The sequence below is a fragment of the Teredinibacter sp. KSP-S5-2 genome, from assembly GCF_032773895.1.
Classification (GTDB): Bacteria; Pseudomonadota; Gammaproteobacteria; order Pseudomonadales; family Cellvibrionaceae.
The window spans coordinates 910,595-935,739 of the sequence record NZ_CP120416.1; the positions used below are offsets into that span (position 1 = coordinate 910,595).

General features: G+C 42.8%; 26 protein-coding genes and 1 tRNA gene. 19 read left to right on the plus strand and 8 right to left on the minus strand.

Annotated features, from left to right (window positions below; genetic code table 11):
* Window positions 1-48: 48 nt before the first annotated feature.
* The 8 genes from P5V12_RS04215 to P5V12_RS04250 all read left to right on the plus strand — a co-directional run bounded on the left by P5V12_RS04215 (window position 49) and on the right by P5V12_RS04250 (window position 8,184).
* Window positions 49-252 carry a Trm112 family protein gene (locus P5V12_RS04215; protein WP_316955988.1) on the plus strand — a complete coding sequence of 68 codons (204 nt, stop codon included), beginning with the start codon at window positions 49-51 and terminating at the stop codon, window positions 250-252.
* A 24-nt stretch (window positions 253-276) separates the two neighbouring features.
* Window positions 277-630 carry a histidine triad nucleotide-binding protein gene (locus P5V12_RS04220; RefSeq protein WP_316955989.1) on the plus strand — a complete coding sequence of 118 codons (354 nt, stop codon included), beginning with the start codon at window positions 277-279 and terminating at the stop codon, window positions 628-630.
* A 31-nt stretch (window positions 631-661) separates the two neighbouring features.
* On the plus strand, window positions 662-3,259 hold the full coding sequence (gene alaS, locus P5V12_RS04225; protein WP_316955990.1) for an alanine--tRNA ligase: 2,598 nt from the start codon (window positions 662-664) through the stop codon (window positions 3,257-3,259).
* Window positions 3,260-3,371: 112 nt separating this feature from the next.
* Window positions 3,372-4,604, plus strand: a complete 1,233-nt coding sequence (locus tag P5V12_RS04230; protein ID WP_316955991.1) for an aspartate kinase — start codon at window positions 3,372-3,374, stop codon at window positions 4,602-4,604.
* A gap of 223 nt (window positions 4,605-4,827) precedes the next feature.
* Window positions 4,828-5,022 (plus strand): carbon storage regulator CsrA, encoded by a 195-nt coding sequence (gene csrA / locus P5V12_RS04235; RefSeq protein WP_316955992.1) that lies wholly within the window; start codon window positions 4,828-4,830, stop codon window positions 5,020-5,022.
* Between the two features lie 161 nt (window positions 5,023-5,183).
* A tRNA-Ser gene (locus P5V12_RS04240) sits at window positions 5,184-5,273 on the plus strand.
* Between the two features lie 910 nt (window positions 5,274-6,183).
* Entirely contained in the window at window positions 6,184-6,654 is a 471-nt protein-coding gene (locus P5V12_RS04245) for a hypothetical protein (RefSeq protein ID WP_316955993.1), read from the plus strand.
* Between the two features lie 228 nt (window positions 6,655-6,882).
* Window positions 6,883-8,184 carry a DUF5623 domain-containing protein gene (locus tag P5V12_RS04250; RefSeq protein WP_316955994.1) on the plus strand — a complete coding sequence of 434 codons (1,302 nt, stop codon included), beginning with the start codon at window positions 6,883-6,885 and terminating at the stop codon, window positions 8,182-8,184.
* A gap of 77 nt (window positions 8,185-8,261) precedes the next feature.
* Here the strand turns inward: P5V12_RS04250 and P5V12_RS04255 are convergent, their stop codons facing one another.
* Window positions 8,262-9,656: a hypothetical protein gene (locus P5V12_RS04255; RefSeq protein ID WP_316955995.1), complete on the minus strand. Its 1,395-nt coding sequence runs from the start codon at window positions 9,654-9,656 to the stop codon at window positions 8,262-8,264.
* Window positions 9,657-10,058: 402 nt separating this feature from the next.
* On the opposite strand from P5V12_RS04255, the gene P5V12_RS04260 reads away from it, so the two are divergent.
* Complete coding sequence (locus tag P5V12_RS04260) at window positions 10,059-10,988, plus strand: hypothetical protein (RefSeq protein WP_316955996.1); 930 nt, start codon at window positions 10,059-10,061, stop codon at window positions 10,986-10,988.
* 363 nt (window positions 10,989-11,351) lie between these two features.
* Window positions 11,352-12,152 carry a hypothetical protein gene (locus tag P5V12_RS04265; protein ID WP_316955997.1) on the plus strand — a complete coding sequence of 267 codons (801 nt, stop codon included), beginning with the start codon at window positions 11,352-11,354 and terminating at the stop codon, window positions 12,150-12,152.
* Between the two features lie 15 nt (window positions 12,153-12,167).
* On the opposite strand, the gene P5V12_RS04270 is transcribed toward P5V12_RS04265, so the two are convergent.
* From P5V12_RS04270 to P5V12_RS04295, 6 genes are all read right to left on the minus strand, one after another.
* Window positions 12,168-12,602 (minus strand): hypothetical protein, encoded by a 435-nt coding sequence (locus tag P5V12_RS04270; protein ID WP_316955998.1) that lies wholly within the window; start codon window positions 12,600-12,602, stop codon window positions 12,168-12,170.
* Complete coding sequence (locus P5V12_RS04275) at window positions 12,595-13,932, minus strand: recombinase family protein (protein WP_316955999.1); 1,338 nt, start codon at window positions 13,930-13,932, stop codon at window positions 12,595-12,597. The genes P5V12_RS04270 and P5V12_RS04275 overlap by 8 nt, the downstream gene beginning before the upstream one ends.
* On the minus strand, window positions 13,933-14,385 hold the full coding sequence (locus tag P5V12_RS04280) for a recombinase family protein (RefSeq protein ID WP_316956000.1): 453 nt from the start codon (window positions 14,383-14,385) through the stop codon (window positions 13,933-13,935).
* Complete coding sequence (locus P5V12_RS04285; protein ID WP_316956001.1) at window positions 14,375-14,905, minus strand: recombinase family protein; 531 nt, start codon at window positions 14,903-14,905, stop codon at window positions 14,375-14,377. The genes P5V12_RS04280 and P5V12_RS04285 overlap by 11 nt, the downstream gene beginning before the upstream one ends.
* 41 nt (window positions 14,906-14,946) lie before the next feature.
* On the minus strand, window positions 14,947-15,417 hold the full coding sequence (locus P5V12_RS04290) for a DUF2924 domain-containing protein (protein WP_316956002.1): 471 nt from the start codon (window positions 15,415-15,417) through the stop codon (window positions 14,947-14,949).
* A gap of 65 nt (window positions 15,418-15,482) precedes the next feature.
* A complete protein-coding gene (locus P5V12_RS04295) occupies window positions 15,483-15,626 on the minus strand; it encodes a hypothetical protein (protein ID WP_316956003.1) in 144 nt (47 codons plus the stop codon).
* Window positions 15,627-16,252: 626 nt separating this feature from the next.
* Between P5V12_RS04295 and P5V12_RS04300 the strand changes: the two genes are divergently transcribed.
* The 9 genes from P5V12_RS04300 (at window position 16,253) to P5V12_RS04340 (ending at window position 24,170) form a co-directional block, all read left to right on the plus strand.
* Window positions 16,253-17,413 carry a hypothetical protein gene (locus P5V12_RS04300; RefSeq protein ID WP_316956004.1) on the plus strand — a complete coding sequence of 387 codons (1,161 nt, stop codon included), beginning with the start codon at window positions 16,253-16,255 and terminating at the stop codon, window positions 17,411-17,413.
* On the plus strand, window positions 17,401-18,429 hold the full coding sequence (locus P5V12_RS04305) for a hypothetical protein (RefSeq protein ID WP_316956005.1): 1,029 nt from the start codon (window positions 17,401-17,403) through the stop codon (window positions 18,427-18,429). The genes P5V12_RS04300 and P5V12_RS04305 overlap by 13 nt, the downstream gene beginning before the upstream one ends.
* 202 nt (window positions 18,430-18,631) lie before the next feature.
* Window positions 18,632-19,507 (plus strand): RHS repeat-associated core domain-containing protein, encoded by an 876-nt coding sequence (locus tag P5V12_RS04310; RefSeq protein WP_316956006.1) that lies wholly within the window; start codon window positions 18,632-18,634, stop codon window positions 19,505-19,507.
* Entirely contained in the window at window positions 19,504-19,857 is a 354-nt protein-coding gene (locus P5V12_RS04315) for a hypothetical protein (RefSeq protein ID WP_316956007.1), read from the plus strand. Before P5V12_RS04310 ends, P5V12_RS04315 begins: the two co-directional genes overlap by 4 nt.
* Before the next feature lie 201 nt (window positions 19,858-20,058).
* On the plus strand, window positions 20,059-20,856 hold the full coding sequence (locus P5V12_RS04320) for an Imm49 family immunity protein (RefSeq protein ID WP_316956008.1): 798 nt from the start codon (window positions 20,059-20,061) through the stop codon (window positions 20,854-20,856).
* A gap of 20 nt (window positions 20,857-20,876) precedes the next feature.
* A complete protein-coding gene (locus tag P5V12_RS04325; protein ID WP_316956009.1) occupies window positions 20,877-22,040 on the plus strand; it encodes a hypothetical protein in 1,164 nt (387 codons plus the stop codon).
* 13 nt (window positions 22,041-22,053) lie between these two features.
* Entirely contained in the window at window positions 22,054-22,968 is a 915-nt protein-coding gene (locus P5V12_RS04330; RefSeq protein WP_316956010.1) for a hypothetical protein, read from the plus strand.
* 17 nt (window positions 22,969-22,985) lie between these two features.
* Complete coding sequence (locus P5V12_RS04335; protein WP_316956011.1) at window positions 22,986-23,561, plus strand: imm11 family protein; 576 nt, start codon at window positions 22,986-22,988, stop codon at window positions 23,559-23,561.
* Between the two features lie 33 nt (window positions 23,562-23,594).
* A complete protein-coding gene (locus P5V12_RS04340; RefSeq protein ID WP_316956012.1) occupies window positions 23,595-24,170 on the plus strand; it encodes an imm11 family protein in 576 nt (191 codons plus the stop codon).
* A 151-nt stretch (window positions 24,171-24,321) separates the two neighbouring features.
* Here the strand turns inward: P5V12_RS04340 and P5V12_RS04345 are convergent, their stop codons facing one another.
* A complete protein-coding gene (locus P5V12_RS04345) occupies window positions 24,322-25,050 on the minus strand; it encodes a hypothetical protein (protein WP_316956013.1) in 729 nt (242 codons plus the stop codon).
* Window positions 25,051-25,145 lie beyond the last annotated feature (95 nt).

Genomic DNA, 25,145 nt, shown 5'->3' on the forward strand with positions numbered 1-25,145 from the left:
TGTAGTATTCGCCCTCTGAATTTCTCTGACTCAAATGGCTAAAAACGCATGATTGATCAAAAGTTGCTCAGCATTCTTGTTTGCCCGGTAAGTAAAGCACCGCTTACTTACGACAAAGAAAATCAAGAGTTATTATGCGCTGCGAGTGGGCTGGCATATCCGATTCGGGACGATATCCCAGTGATGCTTGAAAGTGAGGCGCGTGAACTGACATTAGAAGAAAAAGAACGTTTAGCCTCAAAGACTAAATAAATCTGGGAGCGTGAGGGCCGAAACATGGCGGAAGAAACGATTTTCACCAAGATCATGAATGGCGATATTCCGGCAGACATCGTCTATGAAGATGATGACTGCATTTGCATTAATGACATCAGCCCCAAAGCGCCGACACACGTATTAGTTATCCCCCGTAAACCAATCCCCCGGTTAGCTGATGCAACGACAGAAGATAAAGCCTTACTTGGCCAGCTTATGTTGAAAGTGGGTGATATCGCCCGTCAATTAGGGGTCGATGAAGCATTTCGGGTTGTGATCAATAACGGTGAAGCTGCAGGTCAAACCGTTTTCCATCTCCATATACACATTCTGGCGAACAAAACCTTCTCTGAAAGTTCGCTAGGTATGTCATAACAAGCGAAAGTATTAAGGTCAAAAATAAACAATGAAAAGCGCAGAAATTCGCGAAGCCTTTTTGAAGTTCTTTGAAAGTAAAGGCCACGAAGTTGTCGGCAGTAGTTCTTTAATTCCTGGGAACGATCCGACATTGCTATTTACCAACGCTGGCATGGTGCAATTTAAAGACGTTTTTTTGGGCGAAGACAAGCGTCCGTACGCCCGTGCAGCTAGTTCACAACGTTGTGTGCGCGCAGGTGGTAAACACAACGACCTGGAAAACGTAGGCTACACTGCCAGACATCACACTTTCTTTGAGATGTTAGGTAATTTCAGTTTCGGCGACTATTTCAAGCGTGAAGCTATTCAGTATGCCTGGGAATTTTTAACTCAGGTTATGAATTTACCTGAAGAACGTTTATGGGTAACGGTGCATATATCTGACGATGAAGCTGCAGATATCTGGCTGAAAGAAGTGGGCGTGAGCGCCGACCGTTTCTCCCGTCTCGACGAAGACAACTTTTGGCAAATGGGCGATACCGGCCCATGTGGTCCAAGCTCAGAAATTTTTTATGATCATGGTGAAGATGTTCCAGGTGGTCCTCCGGGAAGTGAAAACGACGATCTGGATCGTTATATCGAAATCTGGAACCTGGTCTTTATGCAATACGAGCGTCAAACAGATGGCTCGCTCGTGCCACTACCCAAGCCCTCTGTTGATACTGGAATGGGGCTTGAGCGGATTGCTGCGGTTATGCAGGGCGTACACAGTAATTACGAAATAGATCTATTTCGGGCATTACTTAAAGCCGCAGCGGAAGCAACAAATACAACAGATCTGGAAAATAAATCTCTCCGGGTTATTGCGGACCATATTCGCTCCTGTGCATTTTTGATCTGTGACGGTGTTATGCCATCAAATGAAGGCCGCGGTTATGTGTTACGTCGGATTATTCGCCGCGCGATTCGTCATGGTCATAAGTTGGGTCAGAAAAATCATTTCTTTAATTGCCTTGTGTCTGCACTTGTTGAACAGATGGGTGAAGCCTATCCAGAACTTGCAGAGAAGCAGGCACAAATTGTTAAAGTGTTGTTGACTGAAGAGGAGCAGTTTGCGAAAACCCTGGATAAAGGGATGACCGTACTGGAACAAAAACTTGCTGAATTAAATGGGCAGGTTATATCTGGTGAAACTGTTTTCTTGCTTTATGACACATACGGTTTCCCCGCGGACTTGACTAATGATATCGCTCGGGAAAAAGGGCTGACATTAGACCTCGAATCCTACGAAAAACTAATGGAAGAGCAGAAAAAACGTGCCAGAGAATCTGGTGCGTTTAAGATTGACTATACCGATACCTTGTCTCTTGAGGGCGAAACGGAGTTTGTTGGTTATCAGTCCTTGTCTAATAGTTCAGCGGTAACCGCGTTAATAAAAGGAAATCAGCAGGTCGACGAAATCGTCGAAGGTGATGAGGCAGCAGTTGTTCTTTCATCAACAGCTTTTTACGGTGAGTCCGGTGGGCAAGTTGGTGATACGGGCTACATATTGTTTGATTCTGGAAAGTTTGAAGTTCGTGATTGCCAAAAAAGTGGTGGCCAACATATTCACCTTGGGGTGATGTTGAGCGGAAAACTTTCGACAGGTGAAGCGGTCAATACCGAAGTCTCTGAAGACGTTCGACAAGCGACCGCACTTAACCACTCTGCAACCCACTTATTACACGCTGCTTTACGTGAAGTACTGGGTGAGCATGTAACGCAAAAAGGCTCTCTTGTTGATTCTGAAAAATTGCGTTTCGACTTTTCTCATTTTGAAGCGGTTTCACTTGAACAGCTTGCAGAAATCGAAACCATCGTTAATCAGCAAATTCGCGCAAACACACCCGTTGAAACAAAAGTTTGTTCAATGGACGAAGCAAAACAAGCGGGTGCAATGGCGTTGTTTGGTGAGAAGTATGGTGAAACTGTTCGCGTTCTATCGATGGGCGGTGGCTTCTCTGTTGAACTGTGTGGTGGTACTCATGTTTCTCGAACAGGGGATATCGGCTTGATGCATATTGTTGCCGAATCCGGTATTGCTGCAGGTGTAAGACGGATCGAAGCTTACACTGGTGAGCATGCTTTGAATGCATTTACTCACATCGAAGAGCAGTACAAAAAAGCTGCTTCCGTTGTGAAAGCAAAACCAGAGTTACTCGTTGAAAAACTTGAGCAGTTAGTAATTCAAAGCCGGGCGCTTGAGAAAGAAATCGCAGCGCTAAAAGGTAAGCTAGCGTCGGCCTCAGCCGATGACTGGTTGAATGAAGCTCAGGATATCCAGGGAATAAAAGTGTTGGTGAAAACTCTGGATGGAGCAGACCCTAAGTCCTTGAGGGATACATTAGACCAGCTTAAAAACAAACTGGGCTCTTCCGTTGTTGTGTTGGCTACCGCCAGTGACAAGGTGAGCATCGTTGCAGGTGTGAGTAAAGATGTTACAGGGAAAGTAAAAGCCGGCGATATAATGAAATTTGTTGCTCCGCAAGTCGGTGGAAAAGGCGGTGGACGCCCGGATATGGCGCAAGGTGGAGGGACAGACATTGCTGCGTTACCACAAGCAATGGCATCTATAACCCCTTGGTTGCAGGAATCGTTAGAGAGCTGACATTTTTTTCCAAGATTTAATCATAATGGTTAACTTTTGGTAAAAATTGGTGTTTAATTGGCGCCCCTTTATAGAGGCCTTATTTTGAATTTTCGTATTACAGAGTAAATTCATGGCATTATTTGTACATAAATACGGTGGTACTTCGGTAGGCACGACCGATAAAATTAAAGCCGTTGCCAAAAAAGTAGCCAAATTTCGTGACGACGGACATGATATTGTCGTCGTTGTTTCTGCTATGAGCGGTGAGACCAATCGTCTTATTGGATTAGCTCAAGAGATGCAAGAAAAGCCCGACAACCGGGAAATGGACGTACTTGTCTCCACTGGAGAGCAGGTCACCATTGCACTTTTATGCATGGCGCTTAAAGATCTTGGTTACGATGCGAGGTCCTACACGGGAGGGCAGGTCAGAATTCTGACTGATGATTCTCATACTAAGGCACGTATTCAAGAAATTGATGTCGAAAGAATGAAAGGCGACTTGTCTGCAGGTCGAGTGGTAGTTGTAGCAGGTTTCCAAGGTGTTGATGAGCATGGCAATATCACCACCCTCGGTCGAGGCGGTTCGGATACCACCGGTGTGGCTTTGGCAGCGGCGTTAAAAGCGGACGAATGTCAAATTTACACTGATGTTGATGGGGTATATACAACAGACCCAAGAGTCGTAGATAGTGCAAGAAGGTTAGAGCGTATTACCTTCGAAGAAATGCTTGAAATGGCCAGCTTAGGTTCCAAAGTTCTGCAAATTAGATCTGTTGAATTTGCTGGTAAATATAATGTCCCTCTCCGAGTGCTCTCTTCGTTTGAAGATGGGCCAGGTACCTTGATAAGCTTAGATGAGGAAGCAAAAACTATGGAACAAGCAGCAGTCTCTGGCATAGCGTTTAACCGGGACGAAGCAAAAGTTTCAATCCTTGGAGTTCCAGACGCACCAGGCGTCGCTTCGACGGTTCTTTCCGCCGTAGGGGATGCCAATATTGAAATTGATGTGATTGTACAAAACGTAGCCGCTGATAACACAAACGACATCACTTTCACGGTTCATCGCAACGATGTTGATAAGGCAAAAGCGATACTTGAGGGCGTAGCTCTGGAGTTGGGCGCTCGCGAAGTGTCAACTGATGCAAAAATCGCAAAAGTTTCCATTGTGGGTGTTGGTATGCGCTCCCATGCTGGTGTAGCCTCTAAAATGTTTAAAGCATTGGCTGCGGAAAACATCAATATTCAGATGATTACCACTTCTGAAATTAAGATTTCCGTTATCATTGATGAACGATATCTGGAGCTAGCGGTACGAGCGCTTCACTCTGCCTTTGATTTGGATGCCAAATCCGAAGCATAATATCGCGTATAATACGGAAAGCAGGTGCTCTTCTGCTGAGGAAGAGCGTATTTAAACTTAAAAATACATTGTTGGCTGGTTTTAATCAAAAGTCCGTGCTAAACCTTTCTACATAGGTTGGCATACCAAAACAAAAAAAAGGGCTGATTACGAAAATCGGCAGTGGGGTCAACAAGATATTACTTTACCACTGTGACACAGGATTACAGGAAGGAGATTTTAAATGCTAATTTTAACCCGCCGTATTGGCGAAACACTTATGGTAGGCGATGATGTAACCGTTACTGTACTGGGTGTAAAAGGTAACCAAGTACGTATCGGCGTAAACGCCCCAAAAGAGATCGCGGTTCACCGTGAAGAAATCTATCAGCGCATTCAGAACGAAAAAAGACAACAAGCTGAAAACGGAAATAGCTAGATTCTAATACAAAGGCAGGGTTTGACTGAGTAATCCCGATAAATTATTGGTTTTATTCACTTTTTTTCAAAATAATGTCTTCCTGCCCTTTGATTTTTCCCACAGTATTGCTATTATTCTGCGCCCAGATAAGGGGCCAGGTTAGCATACTTGGTTCTAACGGAGAGGTGGCCGAGTGGCCGAAGGCGCTCCCCTGCTAAGGGAGTATACGGTGAAACGTATCGAGGGTTCGAATCCCTCCCTCTCCGCCATCATTATTGAAACGCCGAGACATGAGATCTCGGCGTTTTGGTTTCTAGACCCCAGTAACTGCGGGCTCTAGCGGCGAGTTGGTTAGATATTCCCCAATTTCACCCTCCGCTTATTTCTCGAACAAAACGTACAAAAACCTCTCAAATTCTCCAAAAATCTCCATTTTTCCCCAAAACGGAGGTATTTCGAGATACCTCCGAAACTCCTTTAAAATCAATAAGTTAATAACCCTACGAAAAAAGGTTTTTGTGTGAATGGGGGGAGGGGAGGGAAATTCGAAATCTCGATACATTTCGTATTTTTGTACAAATTGTTCGAGTCGTAAACTGTTTTTCTAAAAGTAGGATAAATTTTTACCTTTCCAATTATTTAATAAATTTACAGAGATATTTCTTGGTGTTGAACTCGTTCAAAAAATGATTTTTGGATGTGGTGTTATAGTTTCGGAAACTGGGTATTAAAACGCATAAGAAATTCTCATAGTTTTTTATAAGGAGCTTTTTCATGAGGGAGGTTATCTGCCTGCTTTCCTTTCTGTTTTTGTCCTCGTGTTCCATTGCAAGTGAAGGTGAAATTAAGATTCCTGCCAGTGACTCCCAGCGATTGATTCCAGGTAACTTAGATTGGTATATAGAGTCTTTTATGGGGGCTTATTGTGTGGCCAGCGCCGAATGGCTGAAGTGTATCTTGTAGGGGGCTGGACGCCACAGAGGGTCTTAGTTGGTGTAACTATAGCGTTGCTTCTCCTTCTACTATTCAAGAGCAAGCGTATGAAGAGTTGCTCTCAACTTATATTTTGTCACCACAAACGAGAGTGTTAAATGCGATGATCTTTCGACTGAATAAACTATTGCCTTGCAGGGATTTAAAATGAAACTAACGGTACGAAAAATTTGAGGGGGAAGTAGAGTGTTTAGGATAGAGCTATTTTTATCAGAATTAATCGCAGCCATCTTGGTTGGAACTATCCCATGTTTTCTTATCACCTTAGGTGGTGGACTTGATTCGACCGTAGACTTCTTGGAATCTATTGATATTTCGGATTTCAGTATGAACTACGCTTTGGCCTTGTATTTGGCTTCCCTGGTTGTGGTGTATTGCTCTCGTTACATTCCTAGAAGTAATGATCATGCGACATTCAGAGTTTTGCTTTATCGAGAAATATTCAAAAAAAGCGGCTCCGTATTGGCTAGTATTTTTAGATTGCTCACTGGGGTTCTAGTGGCGTTGGGGATTATTTCAGCATTGCACTTACCGGAGGCTGGTTGGGAGCTTACTCTGGTTTGTTTTGTACTTTGCTTGTTTTTTTGGGTTGCCGCTTCATTTTTTGAATATATATCCTCAGTAGCTCAAGGGGTTGAGCATCGGTTACCTACCTAAGGTCAGAGCAAGCTGCCTAGTGCGCTCCCAAGTAATAGAGATTAGTGGGCTGGGTTGCATTCAATTGGGTTATGGCGTATAAAGAATCTGCTCTTGGTAGGAGCCTGCCGCTCGTCGTTGCGAAGCTTTTTAAGTACTACTTCTTCTAATTTTACTGGCTCAATATTTTTATTCGAGCTTGTTAAGCGGTAGGCGAGCGACGTTTTAAGGCAAGCTAGGAGAGTAAAAATGTTGAATGACAATATCCAGCCATCTACTATCGGTGGTATCAAGCGCCTTGCTAAACAGGTTAAAAAAGCGAATGGCGTTCCTCATCATGAAGCTTTGGATATTGCTGCTCGAAGTGCTTCATTTGAAAATTTCAAGCATGCACGTAAATCCCTTCAAAACCGGACTGTGATTAAATCAAACACTCAGCTATTTTTTACAGTGCATTGGTATGATCGAGAAACCTATGAATCAGGCAGAGAGCTATTAGAAGTTGAGCTTTCTATGCCTTTGCTACAAATCGCCAGCAAGAAGGAATTTGAAAGGTCTAGCGGTCTAGGCCGGTTTAGGTTAGCTTCTCAAGATCATTTCGTTTGTGACGAAATTAGTGAATCGCAAGATCAAGCCAGAAGTAGAATTTGTAAAGCTGTCAGGGTGCTAAAGTTTATTGAGGTAACTGGCTTAAAGCCTAGTAGGGACTACAAAGCGGCTTGTCCAAATAGGGACCACAATAACAAATTACCACAAGCTGACCATTCTACTTATTGGTATGATCCTGATTGCGGGCAATTTATCTTGATTGACGAACCCTATCTTAACCCGGTGGTAGAGGGAGAAAGAGCGGCATGGTCCAAAAAATATAACTGGCACTTACAGTCATCAAAGTGGGCGGGAATGTACTATCCAGGCTATTCAAATATGTTTGTGGCTACGGATGCCTCTACAGGGTATGACTTTAAAGGCTTAATGGCCAAAATTGATGGTATTCCTTATCCATTAACTGCAGAAAATTGGACAGGAACCTCTTCTGAAGGGCATGACACTTTTTATAGTCCTCTTGCTGTCACTCGGCAAGACAAGCAGAGGGCTGTGGCGAAGGGGACTATATATCGTGTTTCAGGTAAAAAAACTCAGCCCATGCAAAACTGGAATGCGCCATATAACGAACGTCGTCCAAATGCTGTTATGTCAATTCAGTCTCACCAACTTGCAGCTCAATTGATAAAAGCTGTTGAGCATTCTAGTGTAATACCTCCAGCCGTTTATAACCGTTTATCACATATTAAGTGCAAATTAGAAGACTGGTTTTTTTCTGAGTATTCAGCTGATGTAACAAATGAATATGGCTTTTTCTATTACGGTGGTATTGATGCAAATGATCCATTTCTTCAACGAGCTCAGTCCTTGGAGGGCGTCGCAATCCTACTGCAGCAGCTGAAAGATATATTGCTTGATGCCTACACCGATTGTGAGCCTTTGAGAAAGATGATTGGTAAGCTCGATACTTCCATCAAGTTAACCGCTAAGCTATTAGGAAAGTAGTTTCTCGGTGTGTCTAACTAAAGCCTGTCCAATTCTATAGCATGGGCAGGCTTTTCATTGTGGTATATGGTAAAAAATTAAGACCTATTAATTCTTTCGTTGTACCATTCGAAATGAAATGTAGTATTGATTGTCCATTTTATTTTCCTTTGAACGAGCGTCTCAAAAGGTAAATAGGTGTGAGAAGGTAAGTTTTCAAATAGAGGTTCAAGACTCTTTTGTACATGCTCAAACCCTAGAATAGATGCGTACTCATGCAGTTGTTTCTGTATAGTGCTTAAAGTACTTATTCTGGAATCGAAACCAAACTGTGTGCTGGATTGTTGATAAAGGTCTTCCAGTACGTTATGTAGTGTTTCTCTTAGTCCACAGCAATTGGTTGTTATTGCAACCTTGTCCCACGGTGTTAGTTCACTTAGATTTCCATGCCCAAACGCGACCATTCGCGTTACTAGGTTTCTTTTTTCGAGATTGCAGAACCCTACAACTGTGGAAATGTTCAATATCGAACGAGTATTTTCTTTAGACATTAGTGAGCCATATTGTTCAATATATGCTTCATGAAAAATTGAGTGGGCTAGTTTCTCATCCCACCATGTCCAAATTAGACAAACGATCATTGCATCATATCGGTTTTCACTCCGAAGAATTTCAAGAATGCTCTTTTTGCAAAATGTTGGGTATATTTTTGAAATATCAATTTCTTCGGATGGACAGGCCCCCCAGTATGAGAAACAACTTGGCCACAACTGAGTGATTTCCGTCAGAACTTTCGCAAAATATGCCTCGTGTAGAGATAGTGTGACTCGTTCATTGGCATACTCTATAAGTTCAGTAATTTCTTTCTTTATATTTTGCCCTTCTGGAAAAGTTACTCTAGCTCCACCGGGGCCAGATATTCTAATTGAATTCTTAGATTCAACGATCACGTCCTCTTCTGAGTAGTGATTTATTGGGCATAGAAAGCGTTCAAATAGTCTTAGGAAAGATTTCGGGAAATATCGAGACGCTAAAAACCAACCCTTTCCGTTTTTAGAGGAGAGTAATTTTGATTCGATCTTGTCCCCATTGAAAATTTCAAAATCGAAAATCTCTCTATTTCTTTTCGTTTCTAATAGTTCAAGCTCTAAAGATGAGGTGGCTGTATGAGAGTAAAACAGAATTAATTTATCCGCACCTGTTCTAACGAGCGTATCATAGAATTTTTTTTCTTGATATAGCCCGATGGGATTAAGGCTATAAGCATTATGCTTACAGCTCACTGCCCATTTTTCCTTTACTCCTTTTTCGTTGATGAGAAAGAGCAAATCTCTTCCGCCATCTTGTCCTCGAGTTGCACACTCTATAAATTCAGCATCATATAGCACGCCAAAAAACTCTTGTGCAAATAGCTCAAACCCATCGATATTTTTTTCATCATATTTGTTGTTAGCGTTTGCAGGAGGTATTTCGGTAAAGTCTAGAATGCCCATGGTATATTCCTTTCGATAGTCGTTTATTTGTTGTTAGAGCTATCGTAGCAGTATTTGCTATTTGGGATGCTAGTGTTTAAATTGGGCTGCACTGGATTTCTAAAGTGTGTCTATCGTTGATGTAGATTCTTTGTTATACAGGGGTACAGGCCATTCGATTATAGGCTTCTCCATTTAGTGCCGTCTATGGGGAGTGATTTTGGGGTGGTTAATATTTGTTCAACCCTTGCCTTGGTGATGATCTTATGTCGATTGAAGTGACAATAATATTCGCCAAATAGAATTTTATTATCGGTTCCCAGTATTATTTCCATACTATATTAGTCTTCAGTAAAGCTCGAGCCAAAATAGACCTCTTTAAGGTGGGAGCCGGGTATTAAATTCATAAAGGACAGTTAAATCATGAGCTCAGAAGAAATTAAATCTCTAGTCGAAATTTTCGGTTCTTTTGGCATTGGGGCAATTGTTTCAGGGGGTATAGCTTTCTACCTTGTTAAGTTTTTCTTTCCATCATATGTATCAGAGAAGGCCAAAAATTTAGCCACGAAAGAAGATATTGGATTAATTACCGAAAAAGTCGAAAAGGTCAGGACAGAATATTCAACGGTTTTGGAAGAAGTTAAAACGCTTAATCAGCTTAAGGTAGGGGCGGTGGAAAGAGAGAAGCAGGTTAAGAAAGAGGTGCTGTTAATTGCTGTAGAGTCGATTATAAAGTGTCATAACCGTATAGCTAATTTCTCCAATTTAGAATTGACTGAGCAGGAAATTATGGACGGTTTTTCAGATGATACAGGGAGGATTGCCAAGGTGCATATCGTGGGGTCAGAAGGTACGGTTAAAGCAGTAGTCGACCTTATGGGAGAGATTTCCTCTTCGATTTTAACGTTGAGCTTGGAAAGAATGCCCCTTGGTCAGCGACGAAATCAGATTCTTTTAATTAGCGGGTTCAGAGATAAGGCTCAGTCAAATGCAGATCGCTTGGTCGATCTCATGAAGAATTACAATTTGGAGGGAATAGTAGATAAGAAAGCATGGAGTAGCCTCAATGCGAGTTTTGATCGAGAGTCAGGCCAAGTAGAAGACTATAATAATGAGCTAAATCACCTCTGGAGTGAGCAAAATAGGGAGCATCTTGAATTTGTCGAACGGTGTATGAATCAATTTTTCTACTTATTAGAGCTTCTCCCAAACGTAGTTCTCTCCATTCGTAATGAATTAGATTTAGATATTTCCAGGGACGAGTACATGAAAGTCATGGAAAACAATGTTCAAAAAGGGCAGAAAGTATTTGAACGGTTTATTTCGAGGCTTTCTACTAGTCAATCAGATTAATTTAGAAAGTGCATTTATATGGTGAGTTGTTGGTTTATCTAGTATTCAAATATTTAATTCACTCAACAGTCACTTTGGCCGCAGGTCTGGCTTCTTTTGCCGGAGTGATTCTCGTCTGGTATGTCTCACGTTGGGTAAACATAAAGGTTAAGGGCGTTCTTAATTCTTCCTCTATTGAGCGCTATCCCTCCAGAAATGGAGAATGAGTTGGGGAGAGTAAATCACTTAGCTCTCCAAGCCAAAGTACATTCTCTGATCTTTCCGCAGAATCGGAAGCGACTTTTTAAAATCCGGTGGTGTGTAAATTGAGCTGGAAAGTTTCATTTTGTATTTCTCAAAAAACTCGAGTTTAAAAAATAGCTAATGAATAATAAAAGACAATACCAGAGAACAATCTCCATAAAAATAGACCCAATGAATATTCGAAAGTATGACGGTTTGGCTCTTGATCTAAAAAACCAAACAATGTCTGGCTATATAGGGCAAGAGATTATGCCGCTCATAGGTGATTCTTCTCTTGAATTCAGTAGAGATCGACTCAAAGGGGGGAAGAAAATATTACATACTAGCTCTCGAATGAAAAATACTGTTTGGTTAGACCCTAATCGACAGTTTCTTGACTATGATCATTTGATTGCGGTGGATACAAATACAAAAAAAGTGTGTGGTTCGACAGTATCTATTACTGCAGCATACCATCTTATTATTCAAAACCATGATTCTGGGAAAGCATCATGTGCTGGTTCTGTTTTAGCGTTGTTTGAAGCTTGGAATGTCAAAGAAAAACCTGAGAACATAGGATGGTGGCAGGTATTACAGGGGATCGAAAAAAGACCTCAAAATTTTTTAGGCTCAATCGGTTTTATCGTGGATTCTGACTTGGATAATCATAATAAATTTAACTTAAGAGAAATGCCTATTGTGGGTGATTACTTTTTACCGACCAATGTTCATCTGATGTATGCAAGTGACCAAGGTGGATCTGAGTATTTGTCCTCAAAAATGATCAAGTACTGCCATGATTTGGCTTCAGATCTATTTAAGGAGGAAAATCTGGTGATGAATACAGGAGATCTTCGTCAAGGTGTTGATGGTTTGTACAGCCATTTTCGCCAGTGGGATACCGAGGCTAGAGATCTCAGGCAAATATTTGAACTTATATAAATAGCAATTTCATTTCTATGGTACCTGATTCTGGCTGCCTATACTAAAGTGCTTTCTCTGATCTTCCCATAGTAGCGGAAACGGTTTCTTAAAATCCGCCAAGGTGAGTTGGGCGGGAAATGTTCCCTGCAATATGGCTTCCTGTATATCAGGAGCCAGATACGCCAACCTGAGAATGGGGGAGGCGTAGCCTTCCGCCAAGCCTTCCCCTTCTGACAATTCAGCTATGGACGCGTAGGCACCTTCCAGTAGCATATCATTCCACATATGGGCTTTGAGTAGCGCCTGGAACAGAACAAAGTCATTCGGGCTAAAGCGGTCGGGGTTAACAACTTTTTTCTTGGGTGAAACCATCATCTTTTTCCCTCCATAACGTTTAAGAGATATCGGGATAAAGATTTCAATACGGTCGTTAACTTGATGCACCGTAACTGTGTCTGATTTATGCACTTTTTTTCCTCCTATCATCATTGGCTGCTCGAATTTCGGAAACGAGGTTGGTGATCCCATTTGGCCGTAAGCGAATGCTTATCCCATCTTCAAACAACTGAATTTTTTCAACGAAGAGCTGTATCAATCGAGCTTGCTCGGTATGGTAGAGATGTCCCCACAAGCTTTCGATAGATTGAAGTCCCTCAGCCACATCCTTTTTCGTTAAATCCGTCTTTTCTTCCTGAAGGGCTTCCCAAGTACGAATAAGTATTTCCGGTTGCTGAAACACGGTTTTTAACTGATCAATAATAATGCCCTCGATTTCTCCGGCGCGGACGGTTTTTACCGGACACGTTTCCCGACTGATTTTTTGAGCCGTGTGTGTCACGTAATAGCGATAGCGTTTACCTCTGCGTTTGGTATGAGTAGGTGTCATAAGATGGTCGTCTGGGCCGTAGAGAAGCCCTTTAAGTGGGGAAGGCGTCGCGTGCTCAATAATCTTGGTTTGACAGTGCCCTGATGTGATTTCCTGGGCTGCGTCCCACAAGCCTTCTTCAATAATGGCCTCGTGTTGACCTGGGTACTGTTTATCTTTATGGCGAACACGCCCAGCGTAAATTGGGTTACGCAAAAGCTTATAGAGTGCGGTGCGGGTGAATGGAATTCCGCCGACTTGGTTTCCGGCTTTGGAAATAAACGACTTTGTACGATAGCCTTTCTTATTCAGTTCTTTGCATAGGTGCGTTACAGAGCCCAAATGAATTAACTGGGTGAAGATTTCACGGATAATCTTGGCTTCATTAATGTCAACGATAAGCTTCTTGTTTTCGATGTTATAACCAAGAGGCGGGTTACCTCCCATCCACATCCCCAGCTTTTTCGAGGCAGCAATCTTGTGGAGCACACGCTCCTTGGCATCCTCTCTATGGTACTCCGACACCATCAACACCGAATGCAGTGACAATCTTCCTGCAGCAGTGGAAGTGTCAAAGCTCTCTGTCACGGAAAAGAAACCGACATTGTATTTCTCGAACATCTTGGCCAGGATAGGAAAGTCAAAGAAACTACGCGTAAGCCGGTCGAGTTTATAAATGACAATAATATCCACCAGCCCCATTCGGATATGCTCTAGCAGCTTTTGGAGCCCTGGGCGTTCCAAGTTACCGCCAGATACGCCTGGGTCATTGTAGACATCTGGGATTTCCTGCCACCCCATGTGGGCCTTCGCTTGGATCATAAGACGGCATGTCGCTAATTGGTCATCAATGGAGGTATAGGATTGATCCAACCCCTCTGAATTAGACTTCCGGGTATAGATCGCACAACGTTTCGGAGCGACTTCTAACATTTATCTTTGCCTCCCTTCGTGACGAAATGCATCTATGTGCGGCGTGAGCAAAGGTATGACCGGCAGCCTTTGTCGTGTCTTTGTCTGACTACGAATGGGATGAGGTGGTGTGATCTGATCAAGCGTTAGCGTGTCTACCCCCCGTTTTTTGAAATGTTGATTCAGATCCAAGAGAAGCAAGTCATCACGGGCTAGGGAGTAATACGCAGGAATGACCACGTATTGAAAATCCTGGGATTTCACATCCTCAAGCAACCGTTTCAAAGCGGGGCGGTCGGGAGTGCGGCCAGAATAACCAATGTCTTTATACAGCGTGTAAGTGTGACCCTCGGGAACGGCAGACACCAATTTTTGGACCTGTTGTTGCACATCGTGGTCATTGGTCAGTGTTGCTCGGCGTAGATACAGGGCATAGTTCCGTTTAGGTGCATTAGAAATGTGTTCAGTTTGCATTTTTCTTCTCCCTGAGTGTAAAGAATGACCATCGTAGTAAGCGAAATTGTTGGATTGTCTGTTTGATTTTTTGAAAAAAAGTGGTTGGCTCATCCTCCAATTGATAATCAGAAAGCATCAGCATTGTCTGCAAAGTAAGGCGACCGGCAGTGGTAGAGGTATCTAAGTTTTCTGCAATGGAAATAAAATGCACACCGTGTTGATTCATTGCTTTTACCAGCCTCGAAAAATCCATAAAGTTTCTGGATAGGCGGTTAAGCGTGTAAAAGATGACTATATCGATCTCACCACGGCGAATATCTGTCAGGAGACACTGTAAGCCAGGACGGTCTAACGTCGAACCGGATGCTCCCTGATCCGAGTAGGTTTTTGGGATTGTTCGCCAGCCTAAATGCGCATTCGTCTCGATTATTTGTTGGCAGGTTGCTTGTTGATTTCTGATCGAAGTAACGTGTTGATCGTCTTTCCGTTGATATGACGTGCGAGTGTAAATCGCACAACGTTTGGTTTCTTCGTGCATTGGTTTTTCCTTTTACTTGTACAATGAATTAAAAAATGCTGTCATTTTTTCGGTTTTGATTTTCTGGATTTCCCTTTTGTTTGACTTTTCTTTTCCGTTAGCCCAAAAAACGCAGGGCCAGATATGTGGGTCCCGGTAATGGCTTTGGCAATTTTGGACAGACTGCCGTGGGTTTGTCCCTGGTACTCAAATCCCTCGCGGGTTACCGTTACTTGGTGTTCTACTCCTTTGTACTCACGAGTGATTCGCGTACCAACAACGGGGATATTGAGCTGACTCTTTTTCGGTGCGGGGTCTTGCACGGAATCATCGAGTTTCTCCCGAAGAATTTTCTGTGCGGCTTCAGACAATCCTCCATAGGCCAGTTCTTGAATGCGGTAGGCGAGTCTGGGTATTAGGTATTCTTTTCGGCTGGTACTGACATCGTGGCCATACAATTCAAACCAGAGCTCTTGCAATTCATACGAACTCATGGTCTGTAGCGCGGCCACTTTGGCAACCACGTCAGGCATTGTGTTTCTCCTTTTATGTTGTCTCTGTTTTTTCCATGAACGCTCTGTACCCGGTTGAAAGCAAGCTAAACTTCGCTCTCTCTTTTCTTTTCCTGTTCGTGTTTGCGAACCAGGGCTTGAGCAAGTAACTGCCCCACTTCATTCAGAATCTGTTGCTGAGAAACGTGTTCAGTTGGCAATAACGGTGCGGTGTTGAATTGAGTTTCCATGTTTTGTCCAAAAAAAATGAAAGCCAAAACATTGTCGCAATTAACTCAGATCGAGCGTAGGTACTGGATGACGGCGCGTATCGTCATTTGTCGTTATCGGAATAATTTATTGAATCAACACATTCGATTAGCTCTATGTATTCGTAAAAAGTCTGTGCTTTGGAGGGTAAAGCGCCGAACATTAGTAAAAGTTGAATTAGAAATGATGTATTTGGTGCCAATCTGATAAAAGGGTGTTTGTTGTTTCACTTGAAATTGACAATTGGCGCGATAGTTTGATAAAAATTAGTTGTTCAACGGTCGTTTAATTGAAAACGAAAAGATGTAAATGTGAGATAGGAACGCTCTAGCTGTGAAATTGATGAACGCACTTTTTGAAAATACTCTCCTCTCGACAGACGTGTGCCGGCATTCGTTTGCCATACATGCCATCCAGCAAAAAATTCACTAATCAATACCATTTAACTCCCCCAAGTCATGCGCTTGGTGGCGCTTATAATTTTTAAATTTCGTAAATAGTCACATTTTTTGAACTTTATATGACGTTTTGTACCATTTTTCAGTGGGAAGAAGCTCTTACGCTACGTACCTGAAACTGCTGATTGATTTTAGACAAGGAAAACTTTGTGCCCAGTTCTGCATATCTAGATATTTTGTATAACCATGCCTCCAAAGAAAAGTTGGCTTTTGCACTCAACAAACGGTTTGGTGACGAAGCAAATACCGTGTTTTCTGCTCCAGTGGGGCAGTGGCGGGGCAATGTTCCGAACAGTGTTATTGATTGGGCAAAAACCATTTATGATATGGCGGACATTGATGATACAACCGCGCTCGACCATTTTCTTTCCTCGTTGCCAACGGATCAACGACAACAATATTTTTACGCCGGGAATCAATATGATCGTAGTCTTTGGCTAAATAGTCACTTCCCTGAAATTTTTGATCAGATGCACAACGCACTAAAATTTTCCGGGTTGGTGTTTCAATGGGGGAAAAAGCCAAGCTCTGTATTTCGGTTTTCTGCAAACAGTGTATTTCAAGGCGAAGATGAACAGATTGATCTGTTCCGGCAGTTGTTGGCTGATGTCCTGTTTTGCCCGTCTCAGTCGATCAATATCCAACAGCGACAGTTTCAGTTTACCGATGCCATTACCAGTGAATTTTTAGAATGCACCGTATTGTGGATTAAGTATCCCACACGGCCAAAATTGGTTGCGCAATTTGAAAAAGGTGTCGCGCTGGAAGAAACGGCATCTTCTTACGAAAGCATTTTTATTTGTTTGAATCACTCACTCAACGTACTGGAAGTGTCCGCTGATTGCACGATGTTACGCAATAAAATCGCACGACGAGTGAATCAGGCGTTGATGTATTCTGAAGAACCCCGAACTTGGTCTATGTTTGAATTTGACTACTTTACGTTTCGGTCGCCACCGCATTTACCCATTGATGGTGGCGTTGTTCGGGAGGTGAAGGTTACTCAGTTATCGTTATACAAACGTAGTCGCACAATCGACTTATCCGTTGATTTAAACGGTATTGAGGATGTGTATTCCTGTGCGAATGATTTTCGCGGCTTAGAAATGTATGAAGTTTCGAAAATATGTCTTTCGATGAATATCGTGTTGAGGAAACGCCCCCCAAAGTTCCTGTCAATTTGTTTGGTGGATCATAAAACCGTGTACATCGACTCCGATTGTATTGAGGAGCGTATGCTCGGCTATCAGATGTTAGAGCGATGGCAAATTCTTCATGAACATGAAGGAGGTCATCATTGTCCAGAATGAATCCCGACCAAATACAAACATTGATTAGTTTATTTGAGCAGTCCCTGGATAAGATTCGTGGGCTTTATACTCCGGTGATCGAAGGCATACCTGTGTGGGAACTTATTCATCTACACCGTATTCGCCAACCGCAAGACTGGCAACACTGGTTAAGACAATGTGGTTATGCAGGTATTTATCGATATACCTATATGGGACGAATTAATTCGGTCGCTGTCCACGATATTCCCGGCGAGCAGCAAGTAAAATTTTCCTGCCCGCATACACTGGCCATTCGTCAGGTTGGCTTAAATGAAATCGCGGTATATCAAGTTGATGAAAATAAATTTTTGCGCGCTGTAATCAAGGCGATACAAGAAAAATTTATCGCATTTAAAGACAGCGTGAGAGCGTGCTCCAAGTATGTGTACTACCTGGGTGAGGGTGTTTTACAAGGGAGTACTCAGTTCCCTGTTTTTTTAGTCCGGGGGATGAGAATTGCGAGGCAGGAAATTTTGGATACCCTGAAAAATGAGCGAGCCGTGGGACTCATTTTGTATTGCGGTCGATTTAATGCTGAACAATTTCGCTGGCCTTCTGGAATGCATTTTCGGCAACTTTGGGAGGTGTTGGTGTTAGATCAACCAGCGATACCGTCGGTGCCTTCTATAGACTGTTTGTTGTTTCGAGGAGAAAAAAAGCAGGCTCAGATTGCACCTACTACTCAGAAAAAGGAAGTACGGGATGCGAGTGGAAAAGTGGTTTGTTCCTATGATCCGCAGTTACATCTTTTAAGTATTCCCGGTAAGCCCGCCTGGACGGTAACTGGTGATCGTGCCATTGCAATTGTTGAGTATTTAGTCGAACAGGCAATGAACGGACGGTGGGAAATTTCAGCGAAGGAATTGTTGGAAAACACCAAGCCAGTGGCGGGAGGTGCAACGCAGATCCCGTCGATCTTTAAGGGCAAAGGAAACTGGGAGCAGTATATACAGAGATCAAGAAGAGGTTACTATCGGTTAAATATTGAACTCTGACACGATTGAAGAGTTAAATATTGTCACCCAGCTCCTCATTAGTCTCTTGAAAGATATTTATAATCGTCCTTGTCGAATGCGCACAGGGATGATTTGTTATGGATAACGTTTTCTCTTCTGAAAGCTCCACCTCTTTAACAAATCCCGCTGCATGAGCGTAAAACGTTCAAATACAATAAATTTCTGTAAGGATTAGTTGATAATGACTATGGGGCATTTTTTTAGAAGCGTTTTTTCCTTCCTCCTGATATCTACGTTGATATTTTCTGTTACTCCAAGCTTTGCAGAAAGGACAACGACCTACTTTCACCATGATAAAGATGGTTCTGTTGTTGCTGCAACAGATGAACAGGGAAAAGTCGTATGGCGTAAAGATTATGCCGCCTTTGGTGAGCAGGTCAGTGGTGATAAAACCAATGAGGCGATTTCCTACACAGGGAAGCAGTACGACGATAAAACCGGCCTGATTTATTTTGGAGCCCGATATTACGACCCGGAAATCGGACGTTTTATCAGTCGTGATCCTGAGCATGTGCTGAATCATATCGAAAAAAATCCGCATATGTTTAATCGCTATACCTATGCGAATAACAATCCTTATCGCTATGTTGACCCAGATGGTCGTGCGCCAAGGGATCTACGAAACGACCACATGCCTTTAAGCTTGAGTGATACAATTGATGAAATGCTAGAGGGCGGAGGTGCTTTTGGTGGACGAGGCGCGAGAGGGGATGTCAAGCTAGGAGATATTTGGAAGGCACTCACAGGAAAGCCAAAAGTTGCAAAAAAAGCGCCTGAAATCACTAAACCCTACAAGCGGCCATCTGGTGCAACGACGAAAGCTCAGAGGGAGTCTGTTCAGGGTAAACCCTGTGTAGATTGTGGTGCTAGGACTCCTAAACAATACGCCGATCACAAAGAGCCGCTTGTAAAAGAGTACTATAGAACGGGAGCCATTGATAAGACACGTATGCGAGATATCGATTCAGTACAGCCGCAGTGTCCAACGTGTTCAAACAAACAAGGAGGCGAATTGAGCAAATATTCTAAAGAGCAGAAAAAGGATCTAGGGCTATGAAAACGTCCGCAATAGAAGAATTGCAAAGAGAGCTATGCAAAAAGTATGAGTCTGATTTTTTATCTTCTCCAAATAATTTCAAAGTTGGTATAGCTAGTAATATTCGTGATGGTATTGTACCAATTAACGGTCTTCGCCATCCGCCGGAAGGGGATACCACGGGTTGGTATATCTATGCTGGTGAAGAATTATCCGATGATCCAAATTTTTTTAAGCCTCTGCACGTCGAACACCTTGATGATTGGTGTCCGCAAGTAAAAAAATATTTGGGATTAGCTCCTGGATGGAGGTTTCTCATAGCCGGAGATTATGAAGACGTTTGGTTCGATGATAGCTTGCTAAAGGTTTAAATTAATATCTAAAGATATATTTTAAGAATCAGATGTCGGAGAGGGGGGATTGGTTGAGCGAGATGGCGAATGGGTACGACGGGATAGCGCTAGATGAACCTGTTCATACTAACCAATAGGTTGTTTTGTGCAGTACACTTTAGTTTTTTTCCATTTTTTCAGATATAAAAGTGTTCAAACGTAACAGGAGATTCCAATACGATGTACCTGCCTATGGCGGTGAAAAATCAAGCGATTACTCTTGAGGATATTCTTACAAGTTTGTCGTCACCTCCACCCTATAAATTGCTGTATTTTAATCGAATATCGGATCTCTATCGGCAAGTTGGCATAGGGGAATTTCTCATGAGTAATGACCCTGCGAATTTAAATAGACAAGTGGCAAAAGGTATTCAAGCCTATTGCGAGTTTCTCGAAAATGCAGAAGAAAGTGAAAAGGCGACGTCACAAATAAATGTTTTGTTTGATGCCATTTATTTGAACGATACCGCTTCCCTCAGTCGTCTTGCTAAAGCAGCGGCGACTACCGTTAACGCACGGAAAGAATACGAAGAAGACTTTCTGTACAAGCGTATCCTTTTAGATTTAATCGGACTGGGGAAAGAACAAGAGGCGATTGAAAATTTAATGAAAGCGTTTGAGACGCTTCATAATGACAACGAGGATGAGCGCTTTGTGTTACTGCGTGCGTATTTGGATAAAGAGCACGAAGATTTTTGGGGGGCTCTTGAAATGCTCATCAATGAGCATCAGGAAAAATGGGCAGAAGGTGGAGACCGGTATAAAGGTACTTTGGAAGAAGCTGAAATCACATCCCATGTTTCAATGGAAATTATTGCCTGGTTGAAATTGGCAAAGCAAGCCAATTTGTTTTCTCAGAGAGAAGTTCAGCTCGCACCTGGACCGTTAATGACAGGCGGTGAGCCAGTTTCTTTAGCACCAAAAAGCTGGCTCAATTGCGACTCCTACCGATCATTGAATTACACGCCTCGTAACTAGCAGAATAAAAAGGGAACACAATGTCGGCATATACAATGGTTACTGGCCTGGGAATGGTCTCCTGTGTGGGGTTTGATGTGGCCACCTCTGCGGCGTCAGTGAGAGCGGGTATAAGCCGCTTTGGCCCGGTGGACGGACAATTTGTGTTTGATGAGGATGAGTTGGAAGCACCACTATTGGGCGCGCCGATTCCATTAATTACAAAAGGTTTTATCCAGCAGGGGCGGCTTTTACGATTGTTGGAGCATGCGCTGAGTGACTTGCTTGATCATTCTGGGCTAGAGGTAAATAACAGCGCCTTTTGGGAGGACGTGCTCGTCGTTTGGGTGCTTCCGAATATTTCCGAGCGGTTTAACTGGCCGGAAGATGAGGTTGTAAGTTGGCTTCAGCAATATCTATCTGCTGTCTTGGCGGCCCGGTTTGGCATTAAACTTTCTACTCCACCCAATGGTTACTTTCTTGAAGGACAATCCGGTGGGGCAAGATCCCTGCGTGCGATTGCCCGAACCTTTAACGCTGGGCACTATAAGCGCGCACTCTGCATTAGTGTTGACTCCTTGCTGGAACCGCTGTGCATTGAGCAATTACAAGAAGATGAGCGTCTCAAAACACCGGAGAACCCCGTGGGTATCATACCCGGTGAACTTGCTGCAATAGCCTTGCTTGAAACCCCGGAGGCATGCCAAGAGCGAAATGGCATAATGATGTCGCGCATTCTTAATTCTGTACACGTTACTCATGAGCAGCAAGTCTCGGAAGAAGATGCGGACAACGACAGCTCAGATGTAGATGAAACCGATGAAGACCAATCGAATAGCCCCCATGTATTGGCGAAAGAGCTGGGTGTTAAACTTGGCAAAGCCGTTATTGAAGCGCTCAGTGTGTTAGGTGAGCAACCTTATTGGGGGGATATTTATTTAGACATTAACGGCGAAGAATGGCGAGCAATAGTGTGGGGCATTGCGCAAGTGACATTAAAAGGCAGTAAGCGGGTGGCCTTGGAGCATTGCAATGAAATCGTCCCTGCCACAAGCTGGGGAGACGTGGGCGCTGCAAGTGGTATTGCTGCAGTTGCGCTGGCGACACGTAGTTTTGAACGCGGTTATGCAAAAAGCAATTTGGCATTGATATGCTCAGTATCGGACAACGGCAATATTGGCGTTACGTTAGTGACGTCAAACTGAGGAGGCAGTTGAGATGGCGAAGAAGAAAAATCACTTTATTATTGAAGCCAATAAACAAAAACACATCTCTACAAAAGGTGGCACGGAGGGAGGCGCGTGTTTAACGGGACACGATAGTGCCAGACACTCCAATTTTGGCCGAAAGAATTCGTGTAATTTTCGGTATCAGGCCGTGGAGCAGGCCAAATCGAACAGTGAAATAAAGAAATATCTGCATTCCTATAACGACCATCTGGATGAAATTAATGAACGATATGCGGAGGAAGGCGGTGTAATGACTTCTGCTTTCCCGACGAACAGCGGGAACATGTATCCAGCGCGCTATATGCTCAAGGTGCCAGTGCCGGGTAAAGGCGACTGGGATGTAGGCGGACCACCAAAAACGATAAGGCGTCGCAATTTTGGTCGAAGGGATGCTCGGGTGAAAATGGGTAAGAACTTTACACAAGACACTTGGCCGTATTGGCAAAATGCGCACCATCTAATTCCAAAGGGCACCTTAAAGAAAGCCATCGTCGATGAGCCCTATGAAGTAGGGCGTTTGATGGAAAAGGGGTTGTTGCAGGCAAAATACAACATCAATCACAAGATTAATATGTTGTTAATACCGCAGGACAAAGAGGTGGGCAGAATTTTGGATATGCCCAGGCACTTGGTGCTGAAAGAAGGGGATGATGCCTCTGTTGAAGCCAGTTGCACGGATCACCCGGTGTACAATGAAATGGTACGCGATATGGATAAAGGTCTGACGAAAATTTTGGAAGGCTATAGAAAGACCATCCAAAATGCAGAGGTTGGAGAATGTGAAGAACCCGATTTTGAGTTGGATAAGAAAAAACTGGAGGATCTTTCTGAAGAGCTGCTTGAATTGATATTAGAGTGGGAAGGTGGTCGCTCCTTGGATAGTCTCGCAAGATTAAATCAATAATTAAGGTTTATTAGAAAATGAAGTATTACCATTTTGAAGTGTATGATCGGCAAGACCCAGATTATTGCTTTATTGAGAGGCCGCCGGAGCAAATAGCGCTATTGTCCTCGTATATCATGTCTGGAGATAGGGCTGAATCTCAATATCCAGAAGAGGTAGTAGCAAAAATGTCGGATCGGGGGGGAAGGGTGCTTTCGGATTTTATTGGCAATAAAGAACTTTCCATTATTGCCCATGAATCCGTAAAAACCATAATTGAAGATGTGTGTGGTGATACCTGCGAATACTTGCCTGTTTCTATTGAAAATCATAAAGGTCGCATTGCCTCGGATGAGTATTTTTATATCAACCCTCTAGGCACTTTTGATTGTCTTAATAAAGAATTTTCCAGAATCAAATATACGGACGATGGCAAGGTTATTCGTGTTAAAAGCTTTGTCTTTGATCGTGAAAAATTACAGGAAGTACCAGACCTGTTTCGTGTTCCTGAAGACCATTCCGAATACTTCATGAGTGAGCGGCTAGTGAACGCGATAAAAACAGGCAAGCCTGATGTGACCAATCTCAACCTTCAAGAAAAAGAAGTCAAGTAGACTTCGTAACTTATCTTTAAGGACTTTTCTTCTGTGAAATACTACAAACTCAATGTGTATCGGCGGCAGGATAAGGATTTTAGTTTTATCGAGCGCCCACCAGAAGAAATTGCGTTATTATCTTCGTACATTATGTCAGGGAAGAAGGCAGCATCAAAATATCCAGAAGATGTAGTGGCAAAAATGTCTGATAGAGGGGGATTGGTGTTGTCTGATTTTATTGGAAACGCTGAACTTTCCATAATTGCCCATGAATCTGTAAAGAATACTATCGAAAGTGTGTGTGGGGACGCCTGTGAGTACTTGCCTGTTTCCATTGAAAATCATAAAGGCCGTATTGCCTCGGATGAGTATTTTTATATCAACCCATTGGGTACCTATGATTGTTTGAATAAAGAGTTGTCAGATATTGATTATACGGACGATGGAAAGGTCATTGGTGTTGATGAGTTTGTTTTTGATCTTGAAAAGCTACAGGATGTTCCTGATTTATTTCGAGTGCCAGAGGATCATTCTGTATATTTTATAAGTGAAAAGCTTGTCGAGACAATCAAGCAGGCCAAGCCTGATGTGACCAATCTCAACCTTCAAGAAAAAGAAGTCAAATAGCGCATTATTCTAGACGTCATTCACTATCGACATTCTTCTGTGGCAGATTGAATACTGTATTTCAGGTTCTGCCACTGTTTGCTCAAAACCAATCCACTCACTAAACGCATTTGAATGTCGTTAGTAAATCAAAACAGAAACCTCACTGCTACTACCTGAGTTGAGGTGCATTTTTTGGCTCAAATGCTGGTTGGGGTGCTGCCTTCTGCAGGCTTTGATTGAGGTCGCTCAGGTGTTGAAGCAGGCTCTGAATGTTAGGGGTGGAGAGTAAGTTGATTTTACCTTCAGGTGAAATGTTGACAATGAGTCCGCCGGAACTTGCTGTCCGTTTGCTACTGTTTAAACTCCTCAAGAGTTCTAGGTAGTCTTTAAATTTTTTGCTATCGCTACCAATAGTGGTTGAATACTGCAGATTGTTTAACTGATGAATATTGATCTTTTTTCCTGTGCAGTAGTTTGAAATAAAGGTTTCTATCGGAGTGGTAATAGGGGTTCCGTTGGGAAGTTTCGTGTATAGCCGAAAATGGATGTTAGCTGAGCCGCCGGAGATGTTTTCCCCGACACCCAAAAAATGACAAGAGGTCGATAGTGTTTTTAGATCGGGATCAGTTTCTTTGTTTTTTAGCTTATAGTAAAGCTGTTCTTGCTTTTCGACTTCCTTTTTATCGATAGAGGCTTCATCTTTTTTAAACTCAATAATAATACTTCGACCATCCAGCGTAGAAAAGAAATCGCCTATATGTGGGTCTGATGGTGTCTGCTGATAGAGTGAAACCGACAAGTTGGCTTCCTTGGACGATGCCAGACGCTCTCTTTCAGATATCACCCCCAATAAGTAAATGAAATTGCCTATATAGATGTTTTCGTAAACTTTATGCATTTTCTTTTGAGACCATGTTAATTTTATATTCTCCGTCAGGCTATCATAAATAATATCAGCAAGTGGTTCATCCTTAGAAATGCACTCAACGCCTA